Source organism: Shinella sp. WSC3-e, assembly GCF_945994535.1.
In the GTDB taxonomy this organism is placed as follows: domain Bacteria; phylum Pseudomonadota; class Alphaproteobacteria; order Rhizobiales; family Rhizobiaceae; genus Shinella; species Shinella yambaruensis.
This window is the reverse complement of the sequence record NZ_OZ000530.1, coordinates 2194523-2207952: the sequence shown is the minus strand read 5'-3', so window position 1 is coordinate 2207952 and position 13430 is coordinate 2194523. Positions and strand designations below refer to the sequence as shown.

The 13430-nt window shown below is 67.9% G+C and carries 11 protein-coding genes; 9 read left to right on the top strand and 2 right to left on the bottom strand.

The window, feature by feature from the left end:
- The first annotated feature begins 158 nt into the window (after positions 1 to 158).
- A complete protein-coding gene (locus tag AABF56_RS10905) occupies positions 159 to 2333 on the top strand; it encodes a cellulose synthase (RefSeq protein WP_272805930.1) in 2175 nt (724 codons plus the stop codon).
- A gap of 35 nt (positions 2334 to 2368) precedes the next feature.
- Entirely contained in the window at positions 2369 to 2749 is a 381-nt protein-coding gene (locus AABF56_RS10900; protein WP_272805929.1) for a hypothetical protein, read from the top strand.
- An 11-nt stretch (positions 2750 to 2760) separates the two neighbouring features.
- On the opposite strand, the gene AABF56_RS10895 is transcribed toward AABF56_RS10900, so the two are convergent.
- Entirely contained in the window at positions 2761 to 3420 is a 660-nt protein-coding gene (locus AABF56_RS10895) for a glutathione S-transferase family protein (protein WP_272805928.1), read from the bottom strand.
- 60 nt (positions 3421 to 3480) lie between these two features.
- Positions 3481 to 3624, bottom strand: a complete 144-nt coding sequence (locus AABF56_RS10890; protein ID WP_272805927.1) for a hypothetical protein — start codon at positions 3622 to 3624, stop codon at positions 3481 to 3483.
- Positions 3625 to 3784: 160 nt separating this feature from the next.
- Between AABF56_RS10890 and AABF56_RS10885 the strand changes: the two genes are divergently transcribed.
- The 7 genes from AABF56_RS10885 (at position 3785) to AABF56_RS10855 (ending at position 13400) form a co-directional block, all read left to right on the top strand.
- Complete coding sequence (locus AABF56_RS10885; RefSeq protein WP_272805926.1) at positions 3785 to 5431, top strand: phosphoethanolamine transferase; 1647 nt, start codon at positions 3785 to 3787, stop codon at positions 5429 to 5431.
- Positions 5432 to 5538: 107 nt separating this feature from the next.
- Positions 5539 to 6195, top strand: a complete 657-nt coding sequence (locus AABF56_RS10880) for a response regulator transcription factor (protein ID WP_244766877.1) — start codon at positions 5539 to 5541, stop codon at positions 6193 to 6195.
- Positions 6192 to 7577: a sensor histidine kinase gene (locus AABF56_RS10875; RefSeq protein WP_272805925.1), complete on the top strand. Its 1386-nt coding sequence runs from the start codon at positions 6192 to 6194 to the stop codon at positions 7575 to 7577. Before AABF56_RS10880 ends, AABF56_RS10875 begins: the two co-directional genes overlap by 4 nt.
- A gap of 171 nt (positions 7578 to 7748) precedes the next feature.
- Entirely contained in the window at positions 7749 to 7970 is a 222-nt protein-coding gene (locus tag AABF56_RS10870; RefSeq protein ID WP_244766875.1) for a hypothetical protein, read from the top strand.
- 170 nt (positions 7971 to 8140) lie between these two features.
- Complete coding sequence (locus tag AABF56_RS10865; protein WP_272807489.1) at positions 8141 to 9505, top strand: sigma-54-dependent transcriptional regulator; 1365 nt, start codon at positions 8141 to 8143, stop codon at positions 9503 to 9505.
- Positions 9498 to 11510, top strand: a complete 2013-nt coding sequence (locus AABF56_RS10860; protein ID WP_272805924.1) for a sensor histidine kinase — start codon at positions 9498 to 9500, stop codon at positions 11508 to 11510. The genes AABF56_RS10865 and AABF56_RS10860 overlap by 8 nt, the downstream gene beginning before the upstream one ends.
- A gap of 237 nt (positions 11511 to 11747) precedes the next feature.
- The gene (locus AABF56_RS10855; protein WP_272805923.1) at positions 11748 to 13400 is read left to right on the top strand and encodes an OFA family MFS transporter; all 1653 of its coding nucleotides are present in this window, start codon (positions 11748 to 11750) and stop codon (positions 13398 to 13400) included.
- Positions 13401 to 13430 lie beyond the last annotated feature (30 nt).

Here is a 13430-nt window from a genome sequence, read left to right as displayed (position 1 = left end):
TTCCCGGGGAAAGGACGGCATGTTCCATCGTTCATGGCGCATGGTGTCGCTGTAAACCGGGCCGGGGTCGATTGGAAGTTGAGTGTTGCAGCGTCCGTTGTGCGTCATGACCGACGCGTGGTGCTGTGGTGGCAGTGATGGACCGAAGGAAATTCGGGATGAAGTCGATCCTCGTGGCGTTCGTCCTCGTCTCCGCCGGCGCAGCCAGCGTCGCAGGCGTATCCTTCGGCGTGCCCGATGGCCTGATGAAGGGCCTGCCGCGTCTCGGCGCGGGAACCGACGACGTCACCACCAGCAGCACGGACGACGTGCCCCCCTCCCTGACGAAGCGGTCGCGCGTCGTGGAAATCGCGCAGGCGCAGCAGACCGGGCAGGCGGCCGGCACCGGCACGGAGACGACGCCCGTCGTGGAGGCCGCCGAGACCAGGCCGGTGGTCGATGAAAGCGCGCTGCGCTACTTCGCCGCCCGTGGCGATACCGCCCGGCTGAATGCGGAGATCGCCCGGCTGCGCACGCTCTACCCCACCTGGACGCCGCCGGAGAACCCGCTCGCCGTGCCGGTCAACGAAGACCGTCAACTCGAGGAGATGTGGGCGCTCTACGCCCAGTCGCGCTATGCGGACGTGCGCGCGGCGATCGCCAGGCGCCAGCAGGACGACCCGCAATGGACGCCGCCCGCCGACCTCGTCGACCGCCTCGACGTGGCGGAGAAACGCGCCGAGCTGGTGGCCGCCTCCAATGCGGGGCGCAGCGAGGATGTCGTGCGCCTCGGCGCGGAGACGCCGAGCCTGCTTACCTGCTCGGATGCGGATGTGCTCTGGCGCGTCGCCGAGGCCTTCGTGAAGACCGAGCGCGTGCAGCGCGCCAAGGATGCCTACGGCTACATGCTCGACAATTGCTCGGACGGGCCGATCCGCGTCGCCACCGTGCAGAAGGCCTCGACCCTGCTCGGCTATGCCGACATGCAGGATCTGATGGCCCGCGAGCGCACCGGCGCCGATGGCGTCAAGGAATTCGACACGATCCGCAACGATCTCGCCCGCCGCTTCGTGGGCGAGGGCGACGAGGATGCGGCGATCACGGTCGCGCCGGCCTATCTGAAGCTCGTCGAGAAGCTGGTGACGGACGAGGGGCTCGCCTCCGATGCGCTGCTGCTCGGCTGGTATCACCTCCGGCGCGACCAGAACGCGCTGGCCGAACCCTTCTTCCGCAAGGCGCGTGCCGTCGAGGATTCCGCCTCGGCCTCGCAGGGGCTCGCCCTCATCCTCCTCGCGCGCAAGATGCCCGGCGAGGCGGAGGAGGTGATGTATGCCTGGCGCACGACCTCCGACCAAGCGATGCAGACCTATCTCGCCGCCACCGCCAACCTCCTGGCGCTCGATCCGCCGCCGAAGCTCGATGCCAAGGTGCTCGGCCGCATCGCGCAGGTGACGCTGGAGGAGAAGCATCCGCAGACCGGCGAACAGTTCGGCTGGTATGCGCTGGCCATGGACCAGCCGGGAACGGCCGAGGAATGGTTTTCGCAGGTGCTGGCGTGGAAGGCGGACTATGAGCCGGCCGCCTACGGGCTCGGCGTCGCGCGGCTGAGGCTGGAGGACCGCGCGGGCCTTGCCGCCGTCAAGCGGGCCTGGGCGGGCCGGTCCGAGCGCATCGCGCTGCTCGGCGAGCGGGACACCAGCGACGACGCCGCGCCGGCGCTGCGCGAACGGCAGGCGCGGATCGTCCGGACCGATCGCCGCGTGCCGGCGCGCACGGTGGTCGAGGAGGTTGCCCTGAAGCCGCAGCACGGCGCCCGCACGGCGCGCCGGACGGACGGCACCGTCGATTGCCGCAGCACGCGTGATCCCGGCGGCCTGTCGGCGGCGAGCGCGCTCTCGCTCGGCTGGTGCCTGATGGAGATCAACCGGCCGCTGGAGGCCGCGCAGGCCTTCGAGGCGGCGCTTGCCGGCGAGGGCCGCACCCGCAGCGATGCCGCCTATGGCCAGAGCCTTGCCTATCTGCGTGCGGGGCTGACGAGCGATGCCGCGGTCTCCGCCACCAAGGCGCGGCTTGAGCAGGGGCGCGTCGCCGAACTGCAGACGGCGATCCTCGGCGACCGCGCCGTCAGCAGTTTTCGCGCGCAACGCTATCGCGAAACCCTGATGTTCCTCGACCAGCGCCGCCAGTTCCATGCCGAACCGGCGGACCTGATGGTGCTGCGCGCCTATGCCTACAAGAATCTCGGCCGGCGCACGGATGCCATGCGGCTGTTCGAAGCGCTGGGCGAGACCGGCCGGCAGGACGCCATCCGTGCGCTTGCCGAAATGCGCCGCGAGCGGGATGGCCGCAAGTAACGCGATTTGGCCGCAATCCTTGCGGAGGATGATGCATGCGCCTTCGAACCCTTGCCCTTGCCGCCATGCTGCCCCTGTTCGCGTCTCCGCTCGCTGCCGCACAGGATCGCTATGTCGTCTGCGACAACGGCCTTCGCTGCGTGACGGCACCGTGCCCGTCCTCCGCCATCCGCAATCTCGACAGCGGCGCGGAATCGCGCGGCGTCTTCCCTGATATCGACGGGCTTGCCGAGGCGGACCGGCAGCGCATCCTCGAGACGGATGCGCTCTATTACGGCCGGCTTGTCCTGCGCGGCCATGTCGAGGATCGCGACCAGGAGATTGCCGGCAGGCGGCAGAGCCTGCCGGTCCTCGTCATAACCGGCATCGAGCGCAAGGCCACGGCCGATGAACGGCGGCACTGCCGCGCCGGCTAGCCGTTGGGTCTCTAGTCGCGGTCGGGCGCCCCGAGCGGGAAGAACTTCCGGAAGGGCCGCGCTTCGTCCACGGCGCGGGCGAAGGAGGGGCGGGCGAGCAGGCGCCGGCGATAGGCATGCACATTGGCGAAGGCCGGATCGATGGCGTGCGTCCAGTCCGCATAGAACAGGAAGGGAGCGGCGCCGCAGTCGGCCAGCGTGAAGGTGTCGCCCGTGGCCCAGATCCGGCCGTCCATGTGGCTGTCGAGCCAGGCATAGGCCCGCTCCAGCATGTCGCGTGCATCCTTCTCGCCGTAAGGATCGCGGTTCTCTTCCGGCCGGATGGCGTTGAAGACGATCCTCTGCTGCGGTGTCGAGACATAGTTGTCGAAGAAACGGTCGAGCATGCGCACCTCGATCGCCGCCTTCGGATCGTCGGGAATGAGCTTTACCGGTCCCGGGTAATGAAGCCCGAGATATTCGATGACGATGCTCGCTTCCACGATCGTCCGGTCGCCGTCGACCAGGATCGGGAAACGCTTGATCGGCCAGCGCCTCTCGAAATCGGCGATCGTCTCCCGATCGTTGTGGTCGAGCATGCGGTAGTCGAAACCGGTGCCGTTTTCGTAGAGCGCCGTCAGTGCCTTCTGGCAGTAGCTGGAAAAGGGATGGGCATAGAGAACGGGTTTCATGGCAACCTCCGCGTCTGCGGGATTTGTCGCAAATCCGATTGCATTTTGCAATCGGATTTTTCAACCCGCCCGCAGCATCAGCGCCTGCCTCAGGTCCTGGCCGTGGGGCCTTGAAAGTTGCATCTGGGCGAGGGGGATCGACAGGACCAGGAAAACCAGGGCCGTCACGAACAGCGTTCCCGGATGCAGCAGTCTCGATCTCACGCGTCACCTCATATTCGAACAGCCGTCTTGTCCATCGCCAACCTGACGCCGCGCTGAACGTCGCCGCCGGGTTCGTTCAGGCGGCTGTCAGTTTCGCGGGGCAGGGAGGGGCGGGATGGTGGCCCGCGGGCTGCCGGAGACGCTTTCGAAAGGACATCCGATGCGCGAGACAACCGGCAAGGCCGGCTCCCCCGCCTTCTGGCGGCCGCAGCTCGGCAGCATTGCCGTCAGCATCCTGACGGCGCTCTACCTGCTGGCCTTGACCAACCGCAGCTTCTGGTCGAAGGGCTGGCTCTATCTCGATGGCCGGCCGACGACGTTCTTCTCTATCGCTATCGGCATCGCCTGCCTCTATATCGCGCTCTGCGTCGCGGTCTCGCTGAAATATGTGATGAAGCCGATCTTCATCCTGCTCATCCTGGCAAGCGCCGCCGGCGCCTGGTTCATGGACCGCTACGGCGTGATCATCGACATGGAGATGATCCGCAACGCGGCCGAGACGAACAGCGCGGAGGCGGGGCACCTCATCACGCCGGGTTTCGTCCTCCACATGCTGGTCTATGGCGTGCTGCCCGCAGCGCTTCTCCTGTGGGTCAGGGTCCGTCATCACACCTTCTTCTGGAAGCTGCGCGCCAATCTCGTGGTCATCCTGCCCGCGCTGGTCATCGCGCTGGTCGCCGGCCTTTCCCATGCCCGCGTCTATGCCGCCACCGTCCGGGCACATCACGACTGGTTCGAGACGCTGAACCCCATCGTTCCCCTCGCCACGGCCGTGCAGTTCGCCGCCGGCCAGTCGGCCGATCGAAACGTCGTCGCCGCCCCGCTCGGCACGGATGCCCGTGTCAGCGATGGTCCCGTCACCGGGCGCAAGCCGCGGCTGATGGTCGTCGTTGCCGGCGAGACGGCGCGCGCCGCCAATTTTTCGCTCGGCGGCTATGGGCGCGAGACCAATCCGGAACTGAAGACGAAGGATATTTTCTATTTCGGTGACACGACGAGCTGCGGCACGGCGACCGCCGTCTCGCTGCCGTGCATGTTCTCCGTCTATACCCGCGCCGACTATTCGCATCGCAGGGGGCTGGAGACCGAGAACCTGCTCGACGTGCTCGCCCATGCGGGCATCGCCGTCGAATGGTGGGACAACAATACCGGCAGCAAGAAGATCGCCGCCCGCGTGCGGGAGCGCTCGCTGGTCGAGGGCGGCAACCCGCGCGACTGCTCGGGCGGCGAGTGCCGGGACCAGGTGCTGCTCGATGTCCTCGACGCCTGGATCGGATCGGTGAAGGCGGACACCGTGCTGGTGCTGCACCAGATCGGCAGCCATGGCCCGTCCTATTGGCTGCGGTATCCGGAGGCATTCCGCCGCTTCAGGCCGGACTGCCGCAGCGCGGAGTTTTCCGATTGCACGCGCGAGGAGATCGTGAATGCCTATGACAATACGATCGCCTATACCGATCACATCCTCGCCGGCGTGATCGACCGGCTGCAGAAGGCCGAGGAAAGCCTCGACGTCTCGATGCTCTATATGTCCGACCACGGCGAATCGCTCGGCGAATTCGGCCTCTACCTGCACGGCGCGCCCTATATGATCGCGCCGGGCGAGCAGACCCATGTGCCCTTCGTGCTCTGGCTCGGCAAGGATGCGAAGGCCGCCTATTCCGGCGCCTGCCTCGATGCGGAGACGGCGAAGCCGCAATCGCACGACACGCTCTTCCACACCGTGCTCGGCATGATGCGGGTGGAAACCAGGGTGCGCGACCCCGCGCTCGACCTCCTGTCCGCCTGCCGGCGCGGCGCCGTGTCCTGATCGGGACGGACGATGGCAAGCCTGGCTTCCCCCGTGTATTCTCCGGTTTCGGAAGGTGACGCGCGGGCGCATGGGCGGGCCGTCGCATGGTGCGGAGAGACGGGCGCGTGAGGGTTCTGCTGATCGAGGACGATGCCGTTCTGGGCGAGGCGGTGCGCGACTATGTGGCCGGGCTCGGCCATGCGGTCGACTGGATGCAGACGCTTGAGGACGGCCGCACGGCGACGGATGCGGTCGGCTACGAGCTGATCCTGCTCGACCTGCGCCTGCCCGACGGCAGCGGGCTCTCGCTGCTGAAGGACCTGCGCCGCGCCGGCACGGCCGTGCCGGTCATCATCCTCACCGCGCATGACCAGATTTCCGACCGTATCGAGGGCCTGAACAGCGGGGCGGACGACTATCTCGTCAAGCCGTTCAATCTCGGCGAGCTCGGTGCGCGCATGCTCGCCGTCGCGCGGCGCTATGCGGCCTCCTCGCTGCCGGTGCTGGAAGCCGGCTCGATGGCGATCGCGCTGGCCGACCGCCGGGTCCTGCGCAACGGTGCGCCGGTCGATCTGTCCGGCCGCGAATGGGCCGTGCTGGCGCGGCTTGCCACGCGGCCGAATGCGGTCGTCTCCAAGGGCGAGATCGAGGAGGCGCTTTATGCCTTCGGCGCGGAGATCGAGAGCAACACGGTCGAGGTCTATGTCAGCCGCCTGCGCAAGAAGCTGGGCAAGGGCTGCGTCGAGACGCTGCGCGGCATCGGCTACAGGCTCGGCCGATGACGGGGCCGGCACCGCAGAGCGATGAGCGGCGCGCAAGCGCCTTCCGGCCGAAGAGCCTTGCCGGCCAGCTCATGCTGTGGATCACCGTCATCACCACCTGCCTCTGGCTCGTCGCCGTCGGCTTCGGCGCGCTCGTCATGCAGGACGAGTTCGGCGAGATCTTCGACAGCGCCCTGCAGGAGACGGCCGAGCGCCTGGTGCCGCTCGTCGTCGACGACCTCAACCGTCGCGACGACCTGAATGTCCCCCGGCGCATCGAGCGCTCGCCCGCGCAGCCCGGCGAGGAATACCTGACCTACCAGGTGCGCGACCGTGCGGGCCGCGTGCTGCTGCATTCGCACACCGCCTCGGCGGAGCCCTTCGACGTGCCGCTGAAGGTCGGCTTCCGGGATGGCGCGCGGGGGCGGGTCTACACCGCCGCGACGGCGGACGGGGCCATCTTCGTGCAGGTGGAGGATTCCGCCGAGGAGCGGCGGGAGGCGATGGTCGAGGGCGCGCTGGCGCTGCTCCTGCCGGTTCTGCTCATCGTGCCGGCCACGGTGCTGGCCGTCTGGTTCGTCGTGCGCCGCGTGCTCCTGCCGGTCGAGACGCTGCGGGCGGCGATCGGCGAAAAGGACGGCGGCAATCTCGCGGCGATCGCGGCGGAGAACCTGCCGCGGGAACTGCAGCCGATCCTGCGCTCGGTCAACCTCCTGCTCGCGCGCCTGCGCGCCGTGCTGGCAGCGGAGCGGGAGTTCACCGCCAACAGCGCGCACGAACTGCGCACGCCGGTTGCCGGCGCGCTGGCGCAGACGCAGCTGCTCATGGCCGAGCTCAAGGACGCCCCGACCCACGCCCGCGCCCGGCAGATCGAGGCCTCCCTGCAGAAGCTGACGAAGCTCACCGAGAAGCTGCTCCAGCTCGCCCGCGCCGAGGCCGGGATCGGCGTCAGCGAGACGGCCTTCGACCTCGTGGACGTGCTCGGCGTCGTCGTCACGGATTTCCAGCGCGCATCGGGCACCGCAAGCCGCATCCGCTTCCGGAGCGATCTTGCGGGACCGGCCCTGCGCGAGGGCACGGCCGACGCCTTCGCCATCGTGCTGCGCAACCTCATCGAAAATGCGCTGCTGCACGGGCGGACGGACGAGCCCGTCGAAATCCGCCTGACCGAAACGGGCAATGTGTGCATCCGCAACGGCGCGGCAGCCATGTCGGAGGCGGAGCTGGCCGCGGTGCGCAAGCGCTTTTCCCGCGGCAGGACGCTCGCCGCAGGCTCGGGTCTCGGGCTTTCCATCGCCGACCGGCTCCTGGCACAGATGCGCGCCAGCCTCGTCCTCACATCGCCCGTTGCCGGGCGTGTTGACGGTTTCCAGGCAGACATCGTGTTTCCCGCGGCGCGATGACGCCCGGCGGGCATGTCCGTGCCTCATTTCCGAACAGTCTCGTTTTGCAGCATTCGCGCGCGGGCAGCCCGTCGCGATGCTCGCAATTTTTTCCATCGGCATGTGAGAAATATGTGGCTTTTTGCATTATTGTGTGGTTTTCTGTGGCTCTAATCAAAAAAGGTGGGGAACATGGGTCGCAAACCGGAAGACTATGCGCGGCTGCTTGCCAGCGCGCTTTGCAAACTGCATGCAGCGGAATGCCACGAGGCATCGCCGCTCATCTCGGAAGACAGCATCCGCGTGATCAGCGAAACCATTGCCGTGGCGATGGAGGATGCTCGGAAAGTTCATGTCGAACAGGAGCTTGCGGCGATGCGTGAACGCCGCGAGCGCATTCATCTGCACTCCTGACATCTCGTCCCGCTCCGCCGCCATGCCTGCCTTGTGCTGGCGGCGGCGGCTTTCTATGGTAGGTGTTCAAGCCGTCCGGGCAAAAGCGTGCAGCGCTGCCGCATTCGGGCGTGCAAACCTGACGCGCCTGACCATCGGGAGGAGATGAGGTGCCGACTGAAGCCGCGCGCATGCTGCGCGACACGTCCGCCGACCCGGAATTCGGGCCGTGGCTGGCGCAGGCCTCGATCCTCGTCGTCGACGACGAGCCGGGCATGCGCAACTTCCTGATGCGCACGCTCGGGCCGCGCTGCCGCCAGCTGGAGCTGGCGGCCGATACGGACGAGGCCTCGCGCAAGCTTGACCAGAACCATTTCGACGTGGTCATCCTCGACAACATCATGCCGAAGAAGAACGGCGTGGAATGGCTTGCCGAGCAGCGCGCCATCGGCTTCTTCGCCGATGCCATCCTGATGACCGCCTATGCCGATCTCGAAACCGCGATCCAGGCGCTGCGGGCCGGCGCGGTCGATTTCATCCTGAAACCCTTCCGCTCCAACCAGTTGCTCAATGCCGTCGCGCGCTGCCTCGACCGCATCCGCCTGCAGCGCGAAAACTACGTGCTGCGCTATGAATTGAAGGCGACGTCGGACCATATCCTCCTGCGCGACCGGCTGATCGGCGAATCGACCGCCATCGCCGGCGTGCGCGAAACCATCGCCCGCGTCGCGCCGCTGCCGACCTCGGTCCTGCTCACCGGCCAGTCCGGCACCGGCAAGGAAGTGGCGGCGCGCTCGCTGCACGCGCTGTCCGACCGCGCGGCAAAACCCTTCGTGCCCGTCAATTGCGGGGCGATCCCGGCCGACATGATCGAAAGCGAGCTGTTCGGCCACCTGAAGGGCGCCTTCACCGGCGCCGAACGGGCGCGTGAGGGGCTGTTCCTGCATGCGCAGGGCGGCACGCTCTTCCTCGACGAGATCAGCGAGATGCCGCCGGCCACGCAAAGCAAGCTGCTGCGCGTGCTGGAGGACCGCAAGGTGCGGCCCGTCGGCTCCGAACGCGAGGTGCCGGTCGACCTGCGCTTCGTCTTCGCCACCAATGCGGAGCTGGAAAAGGAGGTGCAGGCCGGGCGCTTCCGGGCCGATCTCTTCTTCCGCATCAATGTCATGCAGATCCACCTGCCGCCGCTGAAGGACCGCGACGGCGATGCGGTGGAGCTGGCCGTCCTCTTCATGAAGAAGCTCTCGGCGCAGCTCGCCATGCCCGCCGTGCCCATCGACGAGGCGGCCCGCCGGGCGCTGTCGGCCTATGACTGGCCGGGCAATGTGCGCGAGCTGCGCAATCTCATCGAGCGCACGCTGATCCTCGGCCGCTTTCCGGACGGGTTCGGGCAGGCGGCGGCCGCCGGAAGGGAGGGCGGCTCGCTTGCCGATGTCGAGCGGCGCCACATCCTCTCGGTGCTCACCGCCTGCAGCGGCCAGCGCGACGAGGCGGCGCGCCAGCTCGGCATTTCCCGCAAGACGATCGACCGCAAGCTGGCGGCCTGGGATGGCTGACGGCAGGCAGGGCGTCATCCGGCCGGCGCGCTCGGTGCGCTACCGGCTGCTGGCCATCGCGCTCCTGCCGATGCTGGTGATCCTGCCGCTCCTGCTCGGCATCACCGTCTACCGCTGGAACGAGAAGTTCGACGCGACGCTGATCTCCAAGGTCAACGGCGACCTCACCATCGCGCACCAGTATCTCGCCCATATCCTCGACAATACCGGCGAGCACGTCACCGCGCTCGGCGGCTCCGTGCGCTTCCGCGACAGCGCCGGCGACACCGGCGCGCTGAAAGCCCTGCTCGACGAGGCGCGGGCGCGGCTGGAGCTCGATTTCCTCTATGTCATCGCGCCCGACGGCCGGCTCGTCGTCTCCGTGACCGCGACCACGGCGGAAACGCTGCGCACCGACTGGCCGGTCATCCGCGATGCGCTGGCCGGCAAGCCGGCGACGGGGGTGGATATCTTCGAGAACGCCGATCTCGAACGGCTCTCGCCCGACCTTGCCGCCCGCGCGCGGCTGCCGCTCGTCTCGACTCCGAATGCGGTGCCGACCGAGCGCACAGAGGAAACGCGCGGCATGGTCGTGCAGAGCGCCAGCCCCGTCACGCTCGGCAACGGGCGCAAGGCGGTGCTCGTCGGCGGCATCCTGCTCAACCAGAACCTCGTCTTCATCGACACGATCAACGACCTCGTCTACCGCGAGGCGAGCCTGCCGGAGGGCAGCCAGGGCACGGCGACGCTGTTCCTCGACGACGTGCGCATCAGCACGAATGTGCGGCTGTTCGAAGGGCGCCGCGCGCTCGGCACGCGCGTCTCCGCCGCCGTGCGCTCGGCCGTGCTGGGCGAGGGGCGCACCTGGCTCGACAGCGCCTTCGTCGTCAACGACTGGTACATTTCCGCCTACGAGCCGATCACCGACAGCCGCGGCGAGCGCGTCGGCATGCTCTATGTCGGCTTCCTCGAGGCGCCGTTCACGGCGGCGAAGTACCAGACGGTGCTCACCATCGTCGCCGCCTTCCTCGCCATCACGGCGGCCAGCGTGCCGATCTTCCTGCGCTGGGCGCGCGGCATCTTCGAGCCGCTGGAGCGGGTGGACGCCACCATCGCACGGGTGGAGAGCGGCGATCTCGGCGCGCGCACCGGCCCGGTCGACAGCCAGGACGAGATCGGCCGCGTCGCCGTGCATCTCGACGACCTCCTGAACCAGCTCGAGCAGAACGACCTGGAGCTGCGCCGCTGGAACGAGGAGCTGAATGCGCGCGTGGACGAGCGCACCCGCGAGCTGCAGCTCGCCAACCGCCGGCTGGAGGCGACGACCAAGCAGCTCATCCTGTCGGAAAAGCTGGCCGCCATCGGCGAGATCACCGCCGGGGTCGCCCATGAGATCAACAACCCGATCGCCGTCATGCAGGGCAATCTGGAGGTCATCCGCTCCGTCGTCGGCGACCGGGCGGCGCTGGCCAAGGTCGAGTTCCAGCTGCTCGACGATCAGATCCAGCGCATCAGCCAGATCGTCACGAAGCTCCTGCAATTCGCCAAGCCCGAGGAATTCGCCGGTTTCGTCGATCGTCATGCGCCCGGCACGGCCGTGGCCGATTGTTTGCCGCTCGTCCAGCACCTGCTCGCCAAGGCGGCGATCGAGGTGCGGCTGGAGGACACGGCCGAACGGCTGGTGCTGATGAACCGCACCGAGCTGCAGCAGGTCGTCGTCAACCTCGTCGTCAACGCCATCCACGCCATGCCGGATGGCGGCGCGCTCACCATCGTCACCCGCGACAGCGACCGCGGCGGGCGCCCGGGCGTCGAGATCGTCGTCAGCGATACCGGGATCGGCATGGAGCCGGATCTCGTCGCAAAGGTCTTCGACCCGTTCTTCACGACGAAGCGGCAGGAGGGCACGGGCCTCGGCCTTTCCATCAGCCAGACGCTGGTGACGCGGCAGGGCGGCGCCATCTCGGTGGCGAGCCGGCCGGGCGAGGGGGCGACCTTCACCATCTGGCTGCCCGAGGCGGCCTGACCGGACACTTTGTCCGCCCTTCGGACAAAGTGTCCGTTTTCCTCCCGTTTTTTCTTCCAACCGCCTGATTCCAAAGGGCATCCATTCTGGCACGGGCCTTGCTTCGGTCCGCGCGGGAGGTTCGGCCTCCGGCCGCCTGCGAGAGGGATGCAGGCATCCGGGCGTCGAAGGGCGGTTTTCGCCGGCTCCCCATCACGAAAATCTTCGCACCGAGGGGTGCGTCGCGGAGGAGACCCAATGACTGCATCGACCGAGACCTATGCCGGCGACTATTCCGGCAGCATCCTCGACCGGGAGCGCATCATCGCCAAACCCGGCTTCAACCGCTGGCTCGTTCCGCCGGCCGCGCTTGCCATCCATCTTTGCATCGGCATGGCCTACGGCTTCAGCGTGTTCTGGCTGCCGCTGTCCAAGGCCATTCCGGGCGCTGCCGACGCGGCCTGCGCCGACCTCAACCTCGTCTCCGCGCTCTTCACCACGAGCTGCAACTGGCGCGTCGCCGATCTCGGCTGGATCTATACGCTGTTCTTCGTGCTGCTCGGCTGCTCGGCGGCCATCTGGGGCGGCTGGCTGGAGCGCGTCGGCCCGCGCAAGGCGGGCTTCGTCTCGGCCTGCTGCTGGTGCGGCGGCATCGTCGTCGCGGCGATCGGCGTCATGACCCATCAATTGTGGCTGATGTGGCTCGGCGCGGGCGTCATCGGCGGCATCGGCCTCGGCCTCGGCTACATCTCCCCGGTCTCCACGCTGATCAAATGGTTCCCGGACCGGCGCGGCATGGCGACCGGCATGGCGATCATGGGTTTCGGCGGCGGCGCGATGATCGGCGCCCCGCTCGCCAACCTCCTGATGAACGTCTTCAAGACCGACACGACGGCCGGCGTCTGGCAGACCTTCCTCGTCATGGCCGCCATCTATTTCTGCTTCATGATGGGCGGCGCCTTCGGCTACCGCATTCCGCCGGCCGGCTGGCGGCCGGAAGGCTGGACGCCGCCGGCCTCCAAGTCGACGATGATCACCACCAGGCACGTGCACCTGCGCGACGCGCACAAGACGACGCAGTTCTGGCTGATCTGGCTGGTGCTCTGCCTCAACGTCTCGGCCGGCATCGGCGTCATCGGCATGGCCTCGCCGATGCTGCAGGAAATCTTCGGCGGCCGCCTCATCGGCCAGCCCGAGCTGAGTTTCGGCCAGCTCGATACCGACCAGAAGGCCGCCATCGCGGCGATCGCCGCGGGCTTCACCGGCCTGCTCTCGCTGTTCAACATCGGCGGGCGCTTCGTCTGGGCCTCGCTCTCCGACAAGATCGGCCGCAAGAACACCTATTATACCTTCTTCATCCTCGGCATCGTGCTCTACGCGCTGGCGCCGACGCTGGCCGACATGGGCAGCAAGGCGCTCTTCGTGCTCGCCTTCGGCATTATCCTGTCGATGTACGGCGGGGGCTTCGCCACCGTTCCGGCCTATCTCGCCGATATCTTCGGCACGCAGTTCGTCGGTGCGATCCACGGCCGCCTGCTGACCGCCTGGGCGACCGCCGGCATCGTCGGCCCGGTCGTGGTCAACTATATCCGCGAGGCGCAGATCGCCGCCGGCGTGGCGCCGGGGCCGGCGCTCTATACCGGCACCATGTACATCCTCGCCGGCATGCTGGCGCTCGGCCTCGTCGCCAACATGCTGGTGCGGCCGCTTGCCGACAAATGGTTCATGTCGGACGAGGAGGTTGCCTCCCTGCAGGCGAAGACCGCGGCCGCCAATGCCGGCCCGACCGGTTCCTTCGGCATCGGCAAGGGCGGGCTCGACGCCAAGGCGGTGCTCGCCTGGGCCGTCGTCGGCCTTCCGCTCCTCTGGGGCATCTGGGTGACGCTGAAGAGCACCGCCGCGCTGTTCTGAGATCCTCCCGCAGACGCCCTCTCCTCCGTC